Genomic DNA, 19,012 nt, shown 5'->3' with positions numbered 1-19,012 from the left:
GCCGAACCGGCTCGGGTCGAGGGCGTCGGTCCGATCCGCCGCGCGAACGATTCCGATCGACTATCGTCAATTCCCGTGAGGTGCGCCGACACCCGGTGCCGACCGGCGTCCCCGCTCCGCCCGCGCAGTCGCGCGCCGTCCCCCGGAGGAACCGCCACCGCCATGAGACCGACGAGCAGTCTTCTCGGCGTCGCCGCGGCGGCCCTGACACTGGCCGCCGCCCTGGCCGGGGTCAGCGCACCCGGCACCGCCTCGGCCGGCACGACCCCGCCCTCAAACAGCGCGGTGCCGGCCGGCCCGCCGTCCGGTAGCCCCGTGCCGAGCAGCCCGCCGCCGAGCAGTCCCGTGCCGAGCAGCCCGCCGCCGAGCGGGGCCGCCTGCACCGTCCGGTACTCGGCCTACACCTGGGACACCTACCTGACGAGCAGCATCACCATCACCAATACCGGCGTCACCACGATCACCTCCTGGCGGCTGACGTTCCCGCTGCCCCCCGGGCAACGCATCACCACCGGCTGGAACGCGGTGTACTCGCCGTCGAGTGGCACCGTCACGGCCCGTGGCCACGACGACCACGTCACCATCGGGCCGGGCGGAGCGATCGCCATCGGGTTCGTGGCCGACCACACCGGTGACACCGGCAGCCCGTCCTCGTTCACCCTCAACGGGACACCCTGCGCGCTCGGCTGAGCCGGCGGTCAGGCGGGCGGGGCCGATCCGCAGGTCTCAGTGGGCCGACGGCGGCCAGCGGTACGTGCGCCACGCGTGCCAGGTCGGGAATCCCGCCGGGGGAGCATCGATGGGTTCACTGCCGTCGAGTTCCCCCGGCGTGGGGACGTCGAGGCGGGCGGCCCACTCGGCGAGTTCCTCATCCGCCATGGGCCAGGTCGTGTGCGGCGCGTCGGCCTGGCGTCGGTCACGCCGTCTGCGCTGCTCGGCCGGGGTGAGGGTGAAGTAGTGCAGCTCCACCCTCGCGCCGAGGTCCGCTGCGGCCCGGCGCAGGGCGGAACGCTCGTCGCGGCTCCACAGGCCGTAGTCGATCACCACGTTGGTGCCGAGTTCGAGGGCGCGCAGTCCGATCCCGATGAGCCGCCCCTCGATGACGGCCCCCGCCAGGGGAGGGTTCCCGGGCCCGTAGAGCGCCTTCACCCACTCGTCCTTCGTCAGGCGAAGGGCGTTGTGTTCGACCTCGATACGCCGCGCCGCCGTCGTCTTCCCGGTGCAGGGGAGTCCCACGGTCAGGAACAGTGTCGGTCGCCCCATCGTCACCCTCCGGTCGGCGCGCGCCCCATCATCGCTCATCTCCGCGCCTGCCGCTCGCGGTTCGGAGGGTGGGAGCCGGCCGCTCAGGCCGCCGCGTCATCATCCGACGCAGCGGTGCGGCGCAGTTCGCGCAGGACGCCGTGGCGGCGCAGGGCCCAGGCGAGGCGGGGCACGCTCGGGTGCCGGACGAACAGCACGGCGGCGCGACGGAGCAGGCCGACCCGGTCGGCGTCCACCTGGTTCTCGACCACCTGCCAGACCAGTTCGCGCACCCGGGCGTCGTCCAGCACCGCGCGTACCTCACGCCGCACCCGGGGGTCCTCGGCCGCCGAGGTGACGGCGGCAGCCAGACCCGGCCGGTCGGCACGTGGTCGCACCACCGCCGCGAGGAGGGGTCGGCGTACCTCGTCGCGTTCCAGCAGCAGCAACACCGCTTCCCGGATCTCGGTGGTGTCCAGGCTGGACCGCAGCAGCCGCAGCAGGCTGCGTTCCACCTCGCGGTCGTGGTCCGGGACGGAGAGCGCGGCCAGCAGCAGCGCCACCTCGTCGAGGTCGACGACGTGGCGCACCCCGTCGCGGAACTCCGGTAGGCCCCAGGCGGCCTGCAAGGCCGTCACGAGATCGCGGTTCACGGCCCTCCGCTACCCGCAACGGGCAACGGGCGAAACCCCAGGGCCAGTCCGCCTCGTCGGCCGTTGCCTCCGCTGGTCCTACCGGACACCGTCGGTCGGGCCGCCGGGTGACGGGGTCGACCACGCAGCCGGCCGACGTCGCGGCGGCTAAGGGGTGGCGGTAGTCCCACCGCGTGGCGCATAGTTATCGTACGCGTATAGTTTATGTGTAAGAAAACGATGAGGAGTACGCATGGCCCAGCTGGAGCCGAGCAGGCGTGGCGCACTGATCGCGGTGGCCCTGGCGCAGTTCATGGTCACCCTGGACATGACAATCGTGAATGTCGCCCTGCCGTCGCTCGATGCCGAGCTCGGTTTCGGAGAGGCTCAGCTGCCCTGGGTCGTCAACATCTACGCCCTGCTGTTCGGCGGTTTCCTCATGCTCGGCGGACGTGCGGCGGATCTGTTCGGCCAGCGCCGCCTGCTGCTGAGTGGCACGGTGCTCTTCGCGTTCGCGTCGCTGGTAGGTGGACTGGCGCAGGCACCGTGGCAGCTGATCGTGGCCCGGGCCCTGCAGGGTGTGGGCGCCGCCATGATGGCGCCGGCCGCGCTCGCCGTGCTCACGCTGACCCAGCGCGAGGGCCGGGAACGCATCCGTGCCCTGGGCGTCTACGCCGCGGTCTCGGCTGTGGGCGGTGCGGCCGGGGTGCTCAGTGGCGGTCTGCTCACCCAGTACGCGGGTTGGCGATGGGTGATGCTGGTCAACGTTCCGATGGCCGCCTGTGTTGTCCTGCTCGCCCTGGTGAGCGTGCTGGGCGGGCTGCTCAGCGCTCCGCTCGGTCGGAAGCTGGACGTCGGTGGCGCGGTTCTGGTCACCGGTGGTGTGGGCACCCTGGTGCTCGGGCTCGTCGGCACCGAACAGCAGGGCTGGGGTTCGACCACGACCCTGCTCACCCTCGGTGCGGCAGTGCTGCTGCTCGTGCTTTTCGTACTGTGGGAGACCCGAGGCGTCAAGGGCGACCCGCTCGTACGCCTCGCCCTGCTCACCAAGCGCAATGTCGCCGGTGCCAACCTCTTCATCCTGCTGCTCTGCGCGGGTCAGTTCGCGGCCTTCTACTTCATCTCGCTCTATCTGCAGGAGGTGCTGCGCTTCGACGCGGCGCGCGCCGGGGTCGCCTTCCTGCCGCTGACGCTCACCGTGGTGGTGGCGATCAACATCTCGACCCGGCTCCTTCCCCGGACCGGCCCCAGGGTGCTGCTGGTGGCCGGCGGCCTGCTCGCCGCGGTGGGCTTCGCCTGGTTCGGGGCGCTCGACGTCGACGGCAGCTTCGTGGTCGACCTGCTGGGCCCCTCGATCCTCACCGGCCTGGGCATGGGCATCTCGTTCGTGCCGCTGACCGGAGCCGCAGTCGGTGGTCTGCCCCGGCACGAGGCCGGCATGGCCTCGGCCGTACTCAACAGCTCCCGTCAGATCGGCGGTGCTCTCGGCCTGGCCGCCCTGGTCACCGCGCAGGCCACGTACACGGCCCACCGCCGTGCCGCCGGTGACCCGCCCCTGGACGCGCTGACCGATGGATTCGGCGTCGGCCTGACGCTGTCGGGCGCGCTGCTGTTCGTCGCCGCCCTCGTGGCACTGTTCGTCCTCCCCGGTAAGTGGGCCGCCGGACCGATAGCCCGGCGCGGTGCGGGATCGCCTTCCTCCAGGACGACGACCGCGCCCGCCGAGCCGCGCCCGGACCGTGCTGCCCCGCCCCTCCGCGAATCGAGGTGACGACCCTGATGGCTGGGCAGCCCCGGCTGTGGCAGCTACTGCGCCCCCAGTACTACCGATACGCCTCTGCCCACCTGGTCAGGCCCCTTGGTCACGTGGAGATGGCTCAGTGTCGAGATCGCGACAGCGCGGCATCGTCCACAGTGGTTCCCCAACCGGCAGGTGTTGTCGATAATCGAACGATGATTGTCGGCGCGGCGCGACGATACCTTGGGCGCAGCCAAGCGGAGTTCGACGACATTCGTTCTGCGCTGTGGACGAACGAGATTGGCGCTGACGCCTATGCCGGGGCGGGCGAGAAATACCAGGCGGCTATACTTGAGCAGTACCGGATATGCGTTGAGATGGCGGACCGGGTCAGCGCCCGCCGCAGTGTGGCCAACACCTTCTTCTTAACCGCGAACACCGCTGTCTTCACTGCGGTCAATGTCGCATGGTCGTTGAGCAGTCAATCGTCCCGGTGGGTGTTGCTCCTACCGTTGGTTGTACTGATTGTTCAATGCGTCGCCTGGTTCTGGATGCTGCGGTCCTACCGGCAGCTTTCCTCGGCCAAATTTCGTGTCGTTGGCGCGATGGAGGAGCGCCTCCCTGCCTCCCCCTACTGGCGGGCGGAGTGGAAGGGGCTGGGTTCTGGCCTGGATCGCTCTCTCTACTGGCCAATGGCGCAGCTTGAGCAGTGGGTGCCCAGCACCTTCGCGCTCGCCTATCTCTTGGTGCTTATAACGATTTTGGTGGGCTGAAAGTGTATGAAACTCTCTTTCGTTGCACCTGACAACGATGGCGCGCAACTGATCTTACATCGCCTCTCCCCGGGAGTTGCTGGATGAGAACCAATGAAGATGGATTCACGGTCAACGTGAAGGCCAAGTCCGGGGCGTCGATTAAGGGTGTAGTTCCGCCGGGGTTCGCCGAGTTGACCGACAGCGGGATCGTGACCTCCTTCACTCTTCTTGCGGACGGCTACCCCCTCGGGCGTCACTTCGCCCTCGACAAGAAACACAACGCGCGCGAGGAGCGCGTCCGCGGGATCCTCGCGCATCTGGCGAGCGCCGGCCTGGCCGTTGCCGCCAACGGCGTGCTTTATCGCAGGACGGGGCAACGATTGAACATGCCGACGATGTTCGTGTTCAAAGGAATCAGCAAACGCCTGATCAGCCTGCTGCCGCATGTCACTGACGCAGAGCTCGGCTACTATGACCATACTGGCCAGATCGTAATCGAAGGAACGATCCGCCTGTCATGAGTGGCCCGGCGGGAATTAGGATTTTCATCTCGTACAACAAAGCCGACCTCGGGTGGGCGCGCTGGATCGCCGAGGTGATAAAGGAGTCGGGCAACACGGCAGTGTTCCAGGAGTTGGATTCTCCACCAGGAGAGAACTTCCCGCTGTGGATTTCGCGTGAGCTCGACCGGGCTGACATCGTGCTGCCCATATTTTCGAGGCACTATTTCGTGTCACCGTGGTGCACTACCGAGTGGACAAGCGCTCTGAATCGCCGCAGAATGGTGCCCGTGCAGGTTGAACCGTGCGACATACCTATCATTCTGAGGAGCATCACTCGCGTCAACCTCGCTGGAAAATCGAAGACGGCTTGCCGTGACTTGCTACTCCGTGGGTTGCGTGATCCCGCCGCCGGCACCGAAATTCCGGCAACGCACGTGGACCAACTCGCGCAACGGATGCTTGGTCGATGGAAACGCGTGGCGATCGGTGCTGCCATTCTTGGCATCTTCACCAGCGGTGTCTTCATTCCGGATCCTGGTGGAAACGGTCAAGACGGTGGCGAAGGGGCCGGCAACGACCTCATCGGAGGGGGTGACGGAAGCTTCTTCTGAACGTGTGCCCTCCGCATGCTGAGGACCGGTTGGTTGCGACGTACCGCAGAACGAGGATGGCTTGCACGATCAGGGTTGCCGACGTGACAACCTGCTGAGGGCGATCGAGGCGACCGTGGGAGGTCAGCCGGGTCAGCCCACGGTCTGCCTCAGCAACCCGTCGATGACCGCGATCAGCCCCGACCGGTGCGTGTCGCGTGCGGTGAGTGTCGGCCACCGGCCGGCGAGGGCGGACAGCCGCGGGAACTGCGCGGGGTCGAGGTTGGCGAACGCCTTCTCCCGGTGTGCTCCCGCGTCCGGCCGGGAGTAGTGCTCCCCGCGGGAAGCCCGCAGCATCAGCTCACCGGCGGTGTAGTACCAGATCACCCGGTAGGCGTAGACGGCCTGCTCGGGAGTCATGCCACAGCGGACGGCGCCGTCGACGATGTTCTCGACGATCCACAGGGCGGAGACCGCCATCAGGTCGTCGGAGGCGAGTACCTCGACGATCCACGGGCACTCGGCCAGGATGTCGTGCAGCAGCTGGGCCGCCTTGGTCAGCTGGTCCCGGGGCTCGGGCGGCAGGTCCGGGCGTGGGAACTGCGCGGCGTGCTCCTCCAGCAGCAGGAGCAGCAGCTCGTCCTTGTCCTTCACGTGGTGGTAGAGCGCCATCGGCGTGCTGTCCAGATCCTTGGCGAGGCGACGCATCGACAGGCTCCCGACGCCCTCCGCGCCGAGGATCCGTCGGGCCGCCGCCACGATGGCTTCCCTGGACAGGCGTGCGGGGCGTCCCATCCGACCGCCCTGCGACGAGGAAGACTGCATAACGGCTCCGGACCCTCACTGGTACAGGGAGCCTCGACCTGCGGCGTTGCGCCTTCGCGCAGGGGACGTTCCCGGTGAACCGCACCACCGTATCCGGCGGACCGGGTTGACCGCGCGCCAGGAGCCGTCGCGTCGGCGACGTCCGGGGGTACCGGACCCCGGCCGGATCCGGCCGGCAGTCAGGGTGGCAGCGGGCGTCAGCGCCGTCGCGGCGGGTTCAGGCCGCCGCCTGCCGGGGGCAGAGCATCGGGTGCAGCAGCAGGGACAGCTCGTCGACGTCGGCGACGGGTCGTCCGAAGCTCACCCTCGCCCGTCGGACCGCACCGGGCCGACCGTACGCGACCGTCAGGCCGTACCTGTCGATCCGGACCACCCGTGGCGACTCGGCACCGGAGAGCTTCAACTGCCGGCGCAGGTGGGCCGCGACCTGCTCGGCGTGGTGGTCGGCGAGGTCGGCCACCAGGTCCGCCTCGGCCGCGTGCAACGGGTCGGGCTCGGCCTGCGCGTACGCCTGCGGGTCGATCGGGCGCATGCCGTCGGTGCGTTCCCAGCGGGCCTCGGTCACCGCGAACCGGTGCAGCTGGAACCTGCTGCCCACGTCGAGCAGGTCGCCGGTGGGCCGGGTGGCGGCGAAGTCCATCGCGGCCTGTCGCGCCGTGTCGCCGTCGAGGCGTTCGGCCCAGCCGGAGACCCAGGCCCGGCCGAGCGAGGGGGCGTCGGCGGTGGGTGGCAGGTCGAGCACGTCGAGGACGGTGGCGACGTCGGTGTCCCCGGCCGGCGGCGCGAGTGCCGTGGCGAGGTCGCCGGACGCCGGCACCAGCAGCAGCACCCGGCCGGCCGGGTCGGTGGCGTGCCTGACCTGGTGCGGGCCGGTGCTGCCGGCCAGGTGGGCGAGGGCGGGCAGTCGTCCCGCGACGAGGGTGCGCACGATCTCCGCCGGGCTGGGTCGCATGATCCCGATCTCCTCAACATAGGTTAGCCTTACCTAACTCGCAGGCTAGACCATCCGATCGGAGACGTCGAACGTGAACCACCCCCGTCCCAAGGCCCGGCTCTCCCGTGCCCTCGGCATTCCGCTGACCCGCAAGTGCGTGCGCTACTTCGAGCGGCGTCCCTACCCGCCGGGCGTGCACGGCCGCAACCGGCGCAAGACCTCCGACTACCAGGTACGGCTGCTGGAGAAGCAGCGGCTGCGCCATCAGTACAACGTCAGCGAGGCCCAGTTGCGCCGCACGTTCGACGAGGCCGCCCGGGGCGTCGGGAAGACCGGCGAGTCGCTGGTCGCCCTCCTGGAACGGCGACTCGACGCGCTGGTGCTCCGGGCCGGGCTGGCCCGCAGCATCTACCAGGCGCGCCAGCTCGTCGGGCACGGCCACTTCACGGTGGACGGACGCAAGGTCGACCGGCCCTCGTACCGGCTGCGGCCCGGCCAGGTGGTCGCGGTACGCGAGCGCAGCCGCACCCTGCCACCGTTCCAGCTCGCCGCCGCCGGCGCGCACGCCGACGACCGACCCCGGCCGTACCTGTCGGTGGAGCTGACCGGGCTGCGCGCCACGCTGCTGCGCGAGCCCGCCCGGCACGAGGTGCCGGTGATCTGCGACGAGCAGCTCGTGGTGGAGTTCTACTCCCGCTGAGCGGTCAGCGGCGGCCCGGTCCACCGCCCGTGCCGTGGTCGCGGTACGGGCGGGTCGCCGCCGACCACCGCGGACCCCGGCGCGTCGCCGGCCCGGGTCGGCGTGCCGTCGGCGCGGGCGGTCCACGCCGCCCACAGCCGGGCGTAGCTGCCGTCCGCCCCGATCAGCTCGGCGTGCGGACCACTCTCGACGATCTCGCCACGGTCCATGACGACGATGTGGTCCGCGGTCACGGCCTGGGTGAGGCGGTGGGCGACGACCAGGGCGGTGCGTCCCGCCAACGCCGCGGCGGCGGCCTGTTCGAGGTCCCGCGCCCCCGCGCTGCCGGCTTCCGCGGTCGCCTCGTCCAGCACCACGACCGCCGGATCGAGCAGGACCACCCGGGCGAGCGCCAACTGCTGCGCCTGCGCGGCGGTCAGTGGGTGGCCGCCCTCGCCGACCACGGTGTCCAGCCCGTCGGGGAGGGCGAGCGCCCAGGTCAGGGCGCCGACCCGGGCCAGGGCCGCGGTGAGTTCCTCCGGCGGGGCCTGCGGCCGGGCCAACCGCAGGTCCTCGGCGAGCGGCCCGGCGAACACGTGGGTCTCCTGGCTGACCAGGGCGATCGTCCGGGCGGGCAACTCGGGGACGGGAACACCGCCCAGGGTGGCCACGCCGTGGCCGGGGCGCAGCACCCCGGCGGCGATCGACGCGACGGTGGTCTTCCCGGCGCCGGTCGAGCCGACCAGCGCGACCACCCGGCCCGCCCCGACCCGCAGCGAGACGTCGCGCAGCACCGGCGTCACCCCGTCGTAGCTGAAGCTGACGCCGTCCAGCACGAGGTCGTGCGTCGCGGGCTTGGTGCTGCCCGCGCGACGGTCCGGGTCCGTGCTCAGCACCCCGACGAGGCGGGCCAGGCTGGCCCCCGCGTCCTGGGCCTTGTCGAAGGTGACCATCAGTTGCAGGACCGGGCCGAACAGCCGGTGCAGCAGCAACGCGGCCGCCGACACATCGCCGAGGGTGACGGCTTCCCGGCGTACGAGCAGGAACCCCACCACCAGCACCGCGCCGAGCCCGGCCAGCTCCGCTGCGTTGATCCGTCCCACGAATCGGGTGTAGAGGGCGAACACGCTCGTCGAGAGGTCCCGGGCGCGGGCGGAGGCGTCCGCGATGCCGCCGAGGTGCCGGTCCTCCAGCCGGTAGGCGTGCACCGTGCTGATGCCCTGCACGCTCTCGACGAACCGTTGGGACCGCTGGGCGATGGCGACCCGCTCGGCCGCGTAGGCCGGCGCGGCCCGGGGGAGGTACCACCGCGCACCGAGCACGTAGAGCGGGACGGCGACCGCGCCGGCCAGCCCGAGCCGCCAGTCGATGCCGACGATCGTGCCGAGGCTGATCGCCGCCAGCAACAGGGCCGAGACCAGGGTGGGCAGGACCTCGGTGACGGCCCGGTCGATGGCGCTGACGTCCGCGCCGACCCGCGAGACCAGGTCGCCGCGGCCCGCCCGGTCGAGCACCGCCACGGGCAACCGCAACGCGACGTCCAGGGCGCGTTCGCGCAGGTCGGCGAGGATGCCCGCACCCAACCGGCGGATCAGGTGGGCGCTGACGCCGGTGGCCGCACCACCGACGACGGCGGCGGTCGCGATGAGCACGGCGACCGGGACGAGCACCTCGGTGCCGCCGCCGGCGCGGACCCGGTCGACCAGCAGGCCGAAGGCGTAGGCGGGGACGATCGCGGTGGCGGCGGCGAGCAGCCCGACGACCAGTGTGCCGGAGGCGGCCCCCCGGCGGGCCCGCAGTTGCGCGCCGAGCCACGCCCTGCTCTCACGCGGGCTGGCCACGGGCAGGGTCGGGGACGTCACCGCAGCACCGCCCGGCGGTAGCTGTCGTCGTCGGCGACGAGTTCGGCGTGTGTCCCCTCGGCGGCGACGACCCCGTCGGCGACGAACACGACCCGGTCGGTGGCGGCGAGCAACGTCGGACTGCTGGTGATGACGACGGTGCCGTAACCGCCGTCCGACCCGTGCCGCAGCGTCCGGATGCCGTCGGCGACGGCCTGTTCGGTGACCGCGTCGACGGCGGTGGTCGGGTCGTGCAGGACCAGCAGCGGCGGCCCGGCGAGCAGCGCGCGGGCGAGCGCGACGCGTTGCCGTTGGCCGCCGGAGAGGTTCGCGCCGCGTTCGGTGACCGGCATCCGCAGGCCCGCCGGATGCAGGTGCGCCACCTCGTCGGCGGCAGCGGCGCGCAGGGCCTCGTCGAGCCGTCCGCCGCCGTCGTCGTGCAGGGTGACGTTCGTGGCGAGGGTGCCGGTGAACAGGTCGGTGCGGTGCGGTTCGCTGTGCAGCAGGTGGCGCGCCCGGTCCCGGTCGACGGTCTCCAGCCGTTCGCCGCCGAGCAGGACGTCACCCGTATGGCCGTCGGGCACCGCCAGCAGCCGCGCCAGCGCCTCGGCGTCGGCCGGCCGGGGAGCCACCACGCCGACGAACTCCCCGGCGCGCACGTGCAGGTGCAGGCCGGCCAGCGGGCCGTACGTCACGTCGGTCAGGCGCAGCTCGCACCCGTCGGGCACGGCGGTGCCCGGCGGCAGGACCACGTCGGCCCGCAGGACGGCGGCGACCCGGTCGGCCGCCGCGCGGGCGGCAGCCGTCCAGCCGGGTACGACCGCGAGCACGCCGAACGGTTCGACGAGGAACTGCGCGGAGCCGATCACCGTGATGAACTGACCGACGGTGATGCGGCCGGTCAGTGCGAACCAGCCCGCCATCAGTGCGATGCCCCCGGCCAGCAGGCTGCTCAGCATGGTGGACGCGCCCAGGTACGCGTTCTGGGTCCGGGAGGCGCGCAGGGTGGCGGCCAGGCTGTGGCGGCTCACCCGGCGGTACCGCCCGGTCCCGGCGTCCTGCGCGCCGATGCCGCGCAGCGGGCGTAGCCCGGTGACCAGGTCGGTGGCGAGCGCGCTGGCCCGACCGGCCTGGTCCTGCTGTTCCTTGACGCGCCTGGCGATCAGCGGGGCGGTGAGGGTGAGGACCGCCAGCACGACCGGGATGGCGATCAGCACGGTCAGCCCGAGTGGCGTCGAGATCAGCAGCAGCGCGACCGCGCTGACCGTGACCGCCACCAGGGCGCTGGTGACCCGTGGGATGTGGTCGAGCAGGTAGGAGGTGTACTCGGCGTCGGTGGTGGTGACCGCGAGCAGGTCGCCGGTGTGCCGGCCGGTGCGCAGCACCCGCGGGTGGAGGATCTTCGCCGCCAGTTCGACCCGTAGCTGGTGGCCCTCCTCGGCGATGGCCCGTTGCAGGTTGCGCGCGCCGAAGCGGTACGTCACCACCAGGACGAGATAAACCAGCGCCAGGGTCGCGGTCCAGGCGAGCAGCGCGGTCACCGCACCGGTGGCGACGGCCCGGTCGACGATGACGCCGACGAGGATCGGCACCAGGGCCGCGCAGAGTTGGTAGACGCCGGCCAGCGCCGTGCCGGTCCAGAGGCGTCGCCCGTTGCGGGCGACCGCCCGGCGCAGGACCGCAGAGCCGGTACTGACCTTGCTCACTACGTAGTACCCCCTGGTCAACGGCTCAGGAACGGGGAGTACTTTACCGATCAAGTTTTAGGTAAGCCTGTCCTTACTATGTGAGTTGGAGTACTCCGTATGCGTCCCACCCGGCTGCTCACCGGAATCGTCGCGGTCGCCACCACGCTCGCCCTCGCCGCCTGCGGCGGGTCCTCCGGCGTCGACGAGAAGCCCGCCGCGTCCGGGTCCGGGTCCGCGACGGCGACCTTCCCGCTGACCGTCACCCACGCGCTGGGCACCACCACGATCGCGAAGAAGCCCGAGCGGGTCGCCACCGTCAACTGGGCCAACCACGAGGTCCCCCTCGCCCTGGGTGTCGTCCCGGTCGGCTACGCCAAGGCCAACTTCGGCGACGAGGACGGCGACGGACTGCTGCCCTGGGACGCCGCGCGGCTCAAGGAACTCGGCGCGTCGACCCCGGTGCTGTTCGACGAGACCGACGGCATCGACTTCGAGGCGGTGGCGAACACCAGGCCGGACATCATCCTGGCCGCCTACTCCGGGCTGACCAAGCAGGACTACGACACCCTCACCAAGATCGCACCGGTCGTCGCGTACCCACAGGCACCCTGGGCCACGTCCTGGCGTGACAGCATCACGCTGGAGAGCAAAGCCCTCGGCCTGGCCGCCGAGGGCGACGCGCTGATCGCGAAGATCGAGAAGCAGATGAAGGACGAGGCGGCCCGCTACCCGAAACTGGCCGGCCGGTCGGCGATGTTCCTGACCCACCTCGACCCGACCGACCTCAGCAAGATCAGCTTCTACACCACGAACGACACCCGGGCCCAGTTCTTCACCGACCTCGGCATGACGCACCCGGAGAGCATCGCGAAGGCCTCCGCGACGACCAAGGAGTTCAGCCTCACCCAGAGCGCCGAGCAGGTGCAGAACCTCAGCGACGTGGACATCATCGTGACCTACGGTGACGCCGACGGCACCACCCTGGCCACCCTCCAGAAGGACCCGCTGCTGTCCAAGATCCCCGCGATCAAGCGCGGCTCGTTCGTCTCCCTGCCCGGCAGCACCCCCGTCGCCACCGCCGCCAACCCGACGCCGCTCGGCGTGTCGTACGTCCTCAAGGACTACGTCGACCTGCTCGGCAAAGCCGCCGACAAGCTCTGATGACCGGTGCAACCACCTCCGGGCCGGACGTCGCCCTGCGGCGACGCCCGGCCCGGACCCGGCTGACCTGGCTCCTGGTCGTCCTCGGCGCGCTGGCCCTGACCCTGGTCGCGTCGGTGGCCTTCGGCTCCCGGATCGTCGGCTGGGCCGACATCACCGCCGCGCTCGGCGGCACCCAGGACACCCTCGACCAGGCGGCCGTGGTCAAACGCCTGCCCCGTACGGTGCTCGCCGCCCTGGTCGGCGCGGCCCTGGCCCTGTCCGGCGCGGTGATGCAGGGCGTCACCCGCAACCCGCTCGCCGACCCGGGCATCCTCGGGGTGAACATGGGCGCGATGCTGGCCATCGCGGTCGGCCTGGCCACCGTCGGCCTGTACACCGCCACCGCGTACATCTGGGTCGCCATCGCCGGGGCGGCGGTGTCCGCGCTGTTCGTCTACGCGGTCGGCTCACTCGGTCGCGGCGGCGCGACCCCGCTCAAGATCGCCCTGGCCGGGGCGGCCACCTCCGCCGCCCTCGCGTCGCTGGTGGCCGCCGTCGTGCTGCCGCGCGGCGACATCGCCGAGAACTTCCAGTCCTGGCAGGTCGGCGGCGTCGGCGGGGCCAGCTGGGACAGCATCGGCCAGGTCCTGCCGTTCCTGGCCGTCGGGCTGGCCGTCTGCCTGCTGTGCGCCCGGGCCCTGAACTCCCTCGCGCTCGGCGACGACCTCGCCGCCGGCCTCGGCGAACGCGTCGCCCTGGTGCGGGGGATCGCCGCCGCCGGTGCGGTGGTGCTCTGCGGCGCGGCCACCGCGGTCGCCGGACCGATCGCCTTCGTCGGCCTGATCGTGCCGCACCTGTGCCGACTGCTCGTCGGGCTCGACCACCGCTGGCTGCTGCCGTTCGTGACCCTGGTCGGCGCGGCGCTGCTGACCGTCGCGGACGTCGCCGGACGGGTGGTGAACCGCCCCGACGAGATCGAGGCCGGCATCATCACCGCCCTGATCGGCGCCCCCTTCTTCATCTACATCGTCCGCCGGCAGAAGGTCCGCGAACTGTGAGCACCACGACCCTGGAGGCCGTCACCCGCGGCCGGGTCCGGCGCAACCGCCGACGCCGCGCCGTGCTCGCCGCGCTCACCCTGGCGGTGGCCGCCATGGTCGTCGTCTCGCTGATGGTCGGGCGGACCTTCTACCCCGCCGGCGACGTGCTGCGGGTGATCCTCGGCGAGACCGTGCCCGGCGCGTCGTTCACCGTGGGTGAACTCCGGCTGCCCCGCACGGTCCTGGCCCTGGCGACCGGCCTCTGCTTCGGCATGGGCGGGGTCACCTTCCAGACCATGATGCGCAACCCGCTCGCCAGCCCCGACATCATCGGCATCAGCTCGGCGGCGAGCGCCGCCGCGGCCTTCGCCATCATCGTGCTCGGCCTGGACGAGACCGGCGTCGCGGTCTTCGCCATCGTCGCCGCGCTCGGCGTCGCCGTGCTCATCTACCTGCTGTCGTTCAAAGATGGCGTGGCCGGCACCCGGCTGGTGCTGATCGGCATCGGCATCGCCGCCATGCTCAACAGCGCCACCGCGTACATCCTCAACCAGGCCGGCCAGTGGGACCTGCAGGCGGCGACCCGCTGGCTCAACGGCAGCCTCAACGGCTCCACCTGGGACGAGACGGTGCCGGTGCTGGTCGCGCTGGCCCTGTTCGGCCCGGTGCTGCTGAGCCAGGCCCGCAGCCTGACCATGCTGCAACTCGGCGACGACACCGCGGCGGCGCTGGGCACCCGGCTGGAACGTACCCGGCTGGTCTCGATCGTCGCGGCCGTCGGTCTGATCGCGTTCGCCACCTCGGCCACCGGGCCGATCGCGTTCGTGGCCTTCCTGGCCGGGCCGATCGCCGCCAGGCTCGTCGGCGCCGGCGGCTCGCCGCTGCTGCCGTCCGCCCTCGTCGGCGCGCTGCTGGTGCTGGTCGCCGACTTCATCGGCCAGTTCGCCTTCGACATCCGCTTCCCGGTGGGGGTGATCACCGGGGTGCTCGGCGCCCCGTACCTCATCTACCTGCTCGTCCGCACGAACCGCGCCGGAGGATCGCTGTGACCACCGACCACTCCCTGACGACCGACAAACTGACAGTCGGCTACGGCGACCGCGTCGTCATCGAATCGCTCGACCTGCTCGTGCCGCCCGGCCGGATCACCGCGATCGTCGGGGCCAACGCCTGCGGGAAGTCGACGCTGCTGCGGTCGATGTCGCGGCTGCTCGCCCCGCGCACCGGTCACGTGATGCTCGACGGCCGCCAGGTGCACCGGACGCCGGCCAAGGAACTGGCCCGCACCCTCGGCCTGCTGCCCCAGTCACCTGTCGCGCCGGAGGGCATCACCGTGGCCGACCTGGTGGGCCGGGGCCGCAACCCGCACCAGCGGCTGCTGTCCCGCTGGAGCCGGGACGACGACCGCGCGGTCGCCGCCGCCCTCGACGCCACCCACACCGCCGACCTGGCCGACCGGTCGGTCGACGAACTCTCCGGCGGCCAGCGCCAACGGGTGTGGATCGCGATGGCGCTGGCCCAGCAGACCGACCTGCTGCTGCTCGACGAGCCGACCACCTTCCTCGACGTCAGCCACCAGGTCGAGGTGCTGGACCTGCTCACCGACCTGAACGCCACGCGCGGCACCACCATCGTGATGGTGCTGCACGACCTGAACATGGCGGCCCGCTACGCGGGCCACCTCATCGCGCTCGCCGACGGCGGCCTGCACGCGGCCGGACCGCCGGCCGAGGTGCTGACCGAGGACTGCGTCCGCGCCGTCTTCGGCCTGGACAGCCGGGTCATCGTCGACCCGGTCTCCGGCCGGCCGCTGATGCTGCCGATCGGTCGCCACCACGTCTCGGTCGAGCGCGCCCGGCCGCATGGCGAACCCGGGTCGGCGACTCCCGGTACGGGTCGGGGGACGGTTCCCTACCCACGGTCGTAGCCGCTGAGCAGCTCGACGCCCCGGAGCAGGGCCGAGTGGTCGAGGCCCGCCTCGCCCCGGGCCACCGCCGACGCCACGAGCTGCGCGGCGATTCCCCCGAGGGGGAGGGCGACGCCGACGGCGCGTGCGGTGTCGACGACGATGCCCATGTCCTTGTGGTGCAGACCCATGGTGAAGCTGGGCGTGTAGTCGCGCCGCAGGAAGTTCGGCTTCTTACGGGTGAGCACGTTGGAGCCGGCGAGACCACCGCTGAGCACGTCGAGCGCGGCTTCGAGATCCACACCCGCCTTCTCGAGGAAGACCACGGCCTCCGCGCACGCCTGCATGTTGATCGCGAGGACCAGCTGGTTGGCGGCCTTCACGGTCTGGCCGAGACCGTGGGTTCCGCAGTGCGTGACGGTCCTGCCGAGGGCCTCGAAGACGGGCCGCGCCTCCTCGACGTCGCCGGTGTCCCCACCAACCATGATCGACAGGATGCCGTCGACCGCTCCGGCCTCACCGCCGGCCACCGGAGCGTCCAGGACACGGATGCCGTGCTCGGCGGCGACGCGGGCCAGCGTGATCGAGCTGTGCGGGGCGATGGTGGACATGTCGATCAGCAGGCTCCCCCGACGGGCATGGGCCAGGACACCGTCGGGGCCGTAGGCGATCTCCTCGACCTGGGGGGCGTCCGGGAGCATGGTGATCACCACGTCGGCGTCCCGGACCGCGTCGGGCACCGACGCCGCGGACCGGCCGCCCGCCGCGAGCAGCGGCTCCGCCTTTCCGGCGCCGCGGTTCCAGCCGTACACGGTGAACCCTGCCTTGCACAGGTTGACAGCCATCGGGCTGCCCATGGTGCCGAGGCCGAGAAAGGCGATGGTCTGCACAGCGGTGTTCCTTTCCTTGGCGGGAGGACTCAGGGCAGGAGCAGTTGCTCCAGGTCGGCGGGTGGCGGGCGGCCGACGAAGGACCGGACCGCCGCACAGGAGCCGGTGTCGCCGGCGAGGATTCCGCCCAGCAGGTGGCCGCCGTCCGGGCTCAGCAGCACCTTGGCGTAGCGGTCGGCCCCCTCCGCGAAGACGACCTCCACCACGGCACCGCCGTCGGTGCCCGTGGCGCCGAAGGCGGCGACCCGCACACCGAGAAGCTTGAGGGTGGTCGCGGTGCCGGCGTCGTCGAACGGCTCGGGGTGCTCTCCGGTCAGCTGGCGGGCCACACTGTCGGCCATCCGGTAACCGGGGGCGGCCAGGCCGTAGCAGCGTCCGCGCACGGCCGCGCAGTCACCGACGGCCCAGACCCGCTCGTCACCGGTACGACAGAGGCCGTCGACGAGGATGCCGCCGCGTCCGCCGCGTTCGAGGCCCATGGCCTCGGCCAGCTCGTCCCGTGGCCGGACACCCGCCGCGAAGACCACCAGCGCCGCATCCAGCACGGTTCCGTCCGACAGCGTGACGCTGGCGACCGTGCCGTCGGCCCCGGCGTCGATCGACGTGGTGGCGGTGGCACAGTGCACCCGCAGGCCGAGCCCGGTGACGTGGCGGTGGAGGACCCCGGCGGCACCCGGGTCGAGTTGCGCCGGCATCAGGTGCGGGGCGGTCTCCACGACGTGCGGGCGCATGCCGAGCAGCCGCAGGGCGTTCGCCGCCTCCAGCCCCAGCAGCCCGCCCCCGACGACGACACCGGCGCGGCCGGGGCGTGCCGCGGCGCGCAGGGCGTCGAGGTCGTCGAAGGTGCGGTACACGAAGCAGCCGGGCAGGTCGTGGCCGGGAACCGGAGGGACGAACGGGCGGGACCCGGTGGCCAGCACCAGGGCGTCGTAGCCGATCCGGTCGCCCCGGCCCGTCGACACCGCACGGGCGGCCCGGTCCACCGCGACGGCGGGGCAGCCCAGCAGGAGGTCCATCCGGGGGTCGTTGCGGAAGTCGACCCCCGGGAGGGTGAGGTCACTCCTGCTCTTGCCGTCCAGGTAGGACGACAGGCTCACCCGGTCGTAGGCGGGGTGGTGCTCCTCGGCCAGGACGACGACTCGCCAGCGCCGCCCACCGTCGAGAACCCCGAGTCGTTCGACGAGCCGGTGACCGACCATGCCGTGCCCGACGACGACGAGCGTCCGCGTCATGACGCCCGCTCCCAGACGCCGCAGAGTTCCGCCACGGCCCGGCCGCAGCCGCCGCACCCGGTGGTCGCCCGGGTCGCCTCGGCGAGCGCCGCCACCGTGCGGGAACCCGCCCGCCACGCCCGCAACAGCGTCCGCTCCCGGACGTCGTTGCAGAGACAGACCGGCCCGTCCTCGTCCGCCGGGGCACCGTCCGAGGCCGGTCGGGGTGGCAGGCCCAGCAGTAGACCGAGCCGGTCCGAGGGAAGGGGCTGTCCGCGTCGGTGCAGGAACCCGATCGTGGCGATGGCCTGCGGCAGGCCGAGCAGCACGGCGGCGACGACGTGCCCGTCACGCAGGGCCAGCCGCGCATAGTGTCGGCGCGGCCGGTCGGTGAGGCCGACCAGACGGGTGCCGGGCCGGCGCAGCTCGGCGGGGGAGCCGATCGTGGCCACGTCCACCAGGTCGGTACGCAGGCGCAGTGCCCGCGGGCGGGGCAGGTAACGGGCGGTGCGGCCGGTGAGGATCTCGGCCAGGGCCTCGGCCTGCTCCCAGGTGTCGACGGGGTTGTCCACGACGTGGCCGTCGTGTTCGGTGCCGTCCCCGAAGGCGTGGATCAGCGGGTCGCTGGTCCGCAGCCGGTCGTCGACCACGATCCCGGTGTGGACGTCCAGCCGGGCCCGTCGGGCGAGCGCGGTGTCGGGGGTGGTGCCGGCGGCGAGGACGAGCGGGTCGGCACGCAGGGTGGTCCCGTCGGCCAACCGGAGCCGGCCCGCCGAGCGGCCCACCACGGTCGCCCCACCGACCACCGTGATCCCGGCCCGTTCCAGCTCCTCGGCGAGCATGGCGCTGCAGGTTGCGCCCAGCTGTCCGTGGAGCGGGTGGGGGGTGGTGCAGACCAGGGTGGTGGCGGTGCCCCGGGCGGTCAGGGCGCTCGCGGTCTCCACCGCGGACGGACCGTCGCCGAGGACGACCACGGTGTCCCCGGTGGCCCCGGCCACGGTGGCGGCCGGACCCGGTGCGACGACGCCCTCCGCCGGACCTCCGTCGACGCCGACCAGGCCCGCGACGTCGGGGATCAGCGGTCGGGCGGGCGTGGCGAGGACCAGAACGTCGTACGGGTACGCGGTTTCCGTCCCGGCGGCGTACGCCAGCACCCGGCGGCGGACCCGATCGATGCGGCGCACCCCGGCGACCCGGCCCCGGACCGTGAACGGGGACGGCGGGCCCGTCCCGTCGGCGTCCTCGGTGTCCCGGGCACCGAACGGCGACGGAGGCCGACCGTCCGGTGTGCTCCCCAGCAGGGTGAGGGTTCCCACGAAACCGTGGTGGCGCAGGCGCTCCACGAGCCGGTGGGCCGACGGTCCGGCACCGACCACGACGACGTCGCTCATCCTG

Annotated in this window: 19 protein-coding genes; 10 read left to right on the top strand and 9 right to left on the bottom strand. The window is 72.0% G+C overall.

All coding sequences use genetic code 11. The features are described from left to right. Positions 1-162 precede the first annotated feature (162 nt). Positions 163-690, top strand: a complete 528-nt coding sequence (locus ACN265_RS17415; protein ID WP_421408559.1) for a cellulose binding domain-containing protein — start codon at positions 163-165, stop codon at positions 688-690. A gap of 36 nt (positions 691-726) precedes the next feature. Here ACN265_RS17415 and ACN265_RS17410 read toward each other — a convergent pair whose 3' ends face one another. Together ACN265_RS17410 and ACN265_RS17405 are read right to left on the bottom strand one after the other, a co-directional pair. Next, positions 727-1,263, bottom strand: a complete 537-nt coding sequence (locus tag ACN265_RS17410; RefSeq protein ID WP_421408558.1) for an AAA family ATPase — start codon at positions 1,261-1,263, stop codon at positions 727-729. An 83-nt stretch (positions 1,264-1,346) separates the two neighbouring features. Continuing rightward, on the bottom strand, positions 1,347-1,895 hold the full coding sequence (locus ACN265_RS17405) for a hypothetical protein (protein WP_421408557.1): 549 nt from the start codon (positions 1,893-1,895) through the stop codon (positions 1,347-1,349). A gap of 232 nt (positions 1,896-2,127) precedes the next feature. Between ACN265_RS17405 and ACN265_RS17400 the strand changes: the two genes are divergently transcribed. The 4 genes from ACN265_RS17400 to ACN265_RS17385 all read left to right on the top strand — a co-directional run bounded on the left by ACN265_RS17400 (position 2,128) and on the right by ACN265_RS17385 (position 5,481). Then, entirely contained in the window at positions 2,128-3,645 is a 1,518-nt protein-coding gene (locus ACN265_RS17400) for an MFS transporter (RefSeq protein WP_421408556.1), read from the top strand. A gap of 182 nt (positions 3,646-3,827) precedes the next feature. Beyond that, positions 3,828-4,385 (top strand): RipA family octameric membrane protein, encoded by a 558-nt coding sequence (locus ACN265_RS17395; protein WP_420119681.1) that lies wholly within the window; start codon positions 3,828-3,830, stop codon positions 4,383-4,385. Positions 4,386-4,468: 83 nt separating this feature from the next. Continuing rightward, positions 4,469-4,888 carry a hypothetical protein gene (locus tag ACN265_RS17390; protein WP_420119680.1) on the top strand — a complete coding sequence of 140 codons (420 nt, stop codon included), beginning with the start codon at positions 4,469-4,471 and terminating at the stop codon, positions 4,886-4,888. Next, positions 4,885-5,481, top strand: coding sequence for a toll/interleukin-1 receptor domain-containing protein (locus ACN265_RS17385; RefSeq protein WP_421408555.1), 597 nt, complete (start codon positions 4,885-4,887; stop codon positions 5,479-5,481). The genes ACN265_RS17390 and ACN265_RS17385 overlap by 4 nt, the downstream gene beginning before the upstream one ends. 132 nt (positions 5,482-5,613) lie before the next feature. On the opposite strand, the gene ACN265_RS17380 is transcribed toward ACN265_RS17385, so the two are convergent. Further along, positions 5,614-6,255, bottom strand: coding sequence for a TetR/AcrR family transcriptional regulator (locus ACN265_RS17380; protein ID WP_421408554.1), 642 nt, complete (start codon positions 6,253-6,255; stop codon positions 5,614-5,616). A gap of 247 nt (positions 6,256-6,502) precedes the next feature. Continuing rightward, positions 6,503-7,237 carry a DUF2470 domain-containing protein gene (locus ACN265_RS17375; protein WP_421408553.1) on the bottom strand — a complete coding sequence of 245 codons (735 nt, stop codon included), beginning with the start codon at positions 7,235-7,237 and terminating at the stop codon, positions 6,503-6,505. 73 nt (positions 7,238-7,310) lie between these two features. Between ACN265_RS17375 and rpsD the strand changes: the two genes are divergently transcribed. Further along, a complete protein-coding gene (gene rpsD, locus ACN265_RS17370; protein WP_357930952.1) occupies positions 7,311-7,919 on the top strand; it encodes a 30S ribosomal protein S4 in 609 nt (202 codons plus the stop codon). Here rpsD and ACN265_RS17365 read toward each other — a convergent pair. Then, positions 7,907-9,760, bottom strand: a complete 1,854-nt coding sequence (locus ACN265_RS17365; RefSeq protein WP_421408552.1) for an ABC transporter ATP-binding protein — start codon at positions 9,758-9,760, stop codon at positions 7,907-7,909. The two genes, rpsD and ACN265_RS17365, sit on opposite strands and share 13 nt — an antisense overlap. Then, positions 9,757-11,445, bottom strand: a complete 1,689-nt coding sequence (locus tag ACN265_RS17360; protein ID WP_421408551.1) for an ABC transporter ATP-binding protein — start codon at positions 11,443-11,445, stop codon at positions 9,757-9,759. The genes ACN265_RS17365 and ACN265_RS17360 overlap by 4 nt, the downstream gene beginning before the upstream one ends. Before the next feature lie 99 nt (positions 11,446-11,544). Here ACN265_RS17360 and ACN265_RS17355 point away from each other — a divergent pair, with 99 nt between their 5' ends. From ACN265_RS17355 to ACN265_RS17340, 4 genes are read left to right on the top strand one after another with little or no spacing between them, the layout of a single operon-like run. Then, entirely contained in the window at positions 11,545-12,588 is a 1,044-nt protein-coding gene (locus ACN265_RS17355; protein WP_420119674.1) for an iron-siderophore ABC transporter substrate-binding protein, read from the top strand. Then, entirely contained in the window at positions 12,588-13,628 is a 1,041-nt protein-coding gene (locus tag ACN265_RS17350) for a FecCD family ABC transporter permease (RefSeq protein ID WP_421408550.1), read from the top strand. The genes ACN265_RS17355 and ACN265_RS17350 overlap by 1 nt, the downstream gene beginning before the upstream one ends. Then, a complete protein-coding gene (locus ACN265_RS17345) occupies positions 13,625-14,659 on the top strand; it encodes a FecCD family ABC transporter permease (protein ID WP_421408549.1) in 1,035 nt (344 codons plus the stop codon). The genes ACN265_RS17350 and ACN265_RS17345 overlap by 4 nt, the downstream gene beginning before the upstream one ends. Continuing rightward, positions 14,656-15,537, top strand: a complete 882-nt coding sequence (locus ACN265_RS17340) for an ABC transporter ATP-binding protein (RefSeq protein WP_421408548.1) — start codon at positions 14,656-14,658, stop codon at positions 15,535-15,537. Before ACN265_RS17345 ends, ACN265_RS17340 begins: the two co-directional genes overlap by 4 nt. On the opposite strand, the gene ACN265_RS17335 is transcribed toward ACN265_RS17340, so the two are convergent. Genes ACN265_RS17335 through ACN265_RS17325 form a run of 3 tightly spaced genes read right to left on the bottom strand, consistent with a single transcriptional unit; the run spans position 15,522 to position 19,008 of the window. Then, on the bottom strand, positions 15,522-16,406 hold the full coding sequence (locus tag ACN265_RS17335; RefSeq protein WP_421408547.1) for a 2-hydroxy-3-oxopropionate reductase: 885 nt from the start codon (positions 16,404-16,406) through the stop codon (positions 15,522-15,524). The genes ACN265_RS17340 and ACN265_RS17335 overlap by 16 nt on opposite strands. A gap of 29 nt (positions 16,407-16,435) precedes the next feature. Then, positions 16,436-17,638, bottom strand: a complete 1,203-nt coding sequence (locus ACN265_RS17330) for an NAD(P)/FAD-dependent oxidoreductase (protein ID WP_204926660.1) — start codon at positions 17,636-17,638, stop codon at positions 16,436-16,438. Next, positions 17,635-19,008, bottom strand: a complete 1,374-nt coding sequence (locus ACN265_RS17325) for an FAD-dependent oxidoreductase (protein ID WP_421408546.1) — start codon at positions 19,006-19,008, stop codon at positions 17,635-17,637. The genes ACN265_RS17330 and ACN265_RS17325 overlap by 4 nt, the downstream gene beginning before the upstream one ends. Positions 19,009-19,012 lie beyond the last annotated feature (4 nt).

The sequence above is a fragment of the Micromonospora sp. WMMD730 genome (assembly GCF_049178955.1).
Classification (GTDB): domain Bacteria; phylum Actinomycetota; class Actinomycetes; order Mycobacteriales; family Micromonosporaceae; genus Micromonospora; species Micromonospora wenchangensis.
This window is presented reverse-complemented; position numbering and strand designations above follow the sequence as displayed.

What these genes read in the sequence shown, in the direction of transcription:
- ACN265_RS17415 (WP_421408559.1), top strand. Translation starts at nt 163, where the DNA reads ATGAGACCGACGAGCAGTCTTCTCGGCGTCGCCGCGGCGGCCCTGACA.
- ACN265_RS17410 (WP_421408558.1), bottom strand. Translation starts at nt 1,263, where the DNA reads ATGGGGCGACCGACACTGTTCCTGACCGTGGGACTCCCCTGCACCGGG.
- ACN265_RS17400 (WP_421408556.1), top strand. Translation starts at nt 2,128, where the DNA reads ATGGCCCAGCTGGAGCCGAGCAGGCGTGGCGCACTGATCGCGGTGGCC.
- ACN265_RS17395 (WP_420119681.1), top strand. Translation starts at nt 3,828, where the DNA reads ATGATTGTCGGCGCGGCGCGACGATACCTTGGGCGCAGCCAAGCGGAG.
- ACN265_RS17390 (WP_420119680.1), top strand. Translation starts at nt 4,469, where the DNA reads ATGAGAACCAATGAAGATGGATTCACGGTCAACGTGAAGGCCAAGTCC.
- ACN265_RS17385 (WP_421408555.1), top strand. Translation starts at nt 4,885, where the DNA reads ATGAGTGGCCCGGCGGGAATTAGGATTTTCATCTCGTACAACAAAGCC.
- ACN265_RS17380 (WP_421408554.1), bottom strand. Translation starts at nt 6,255, where the DNA reads ATGGGACGCCCCGCACGCCTGTCCAGGGAAGCCATCGTGGCGGCGGCC.
- ACN265_RS17375 (WP_421408553.1), bottom strand. Translation starts at nt 7,237, where the DNA reads ATGCGACCCAGCCCGGCGGAGATCGTGCGCACCCTCGTCGCGGGACGA.
- ACN265_RS17355 (WP_420119674.1), top strand. Translation starts at nt 11,545, where the DNA reads ATGCGTCCCACCCGGCTGCTCACCGGAATCGTCGCGGTCGCCACCACG.
- ACN265_RS17350 (WP_421408550.1), top strand. Translation starts at nt 12,588, where the DNA reads ATGACCGGTGCAACCACCTCCGGGCCGGACGTCGCCCTGCGGCGACGC.
- ACN265_RS17330 (WP_204926660.1), bottom strand. Translation starts at nt 17,638, where the DNA reads ATGACGCGGACGCTCGTCGTCGTCGGGCACGGCATGGTCGGTCACCGG.
- ACN265_RS17325 (WP_421408546.1), bottom strand. Translation starts at nt 19,008, where the DNA reads ATGAGCGACGTCGTCGTGGTCGGTGCCGGACCGTCGGCCCACCGGCTC.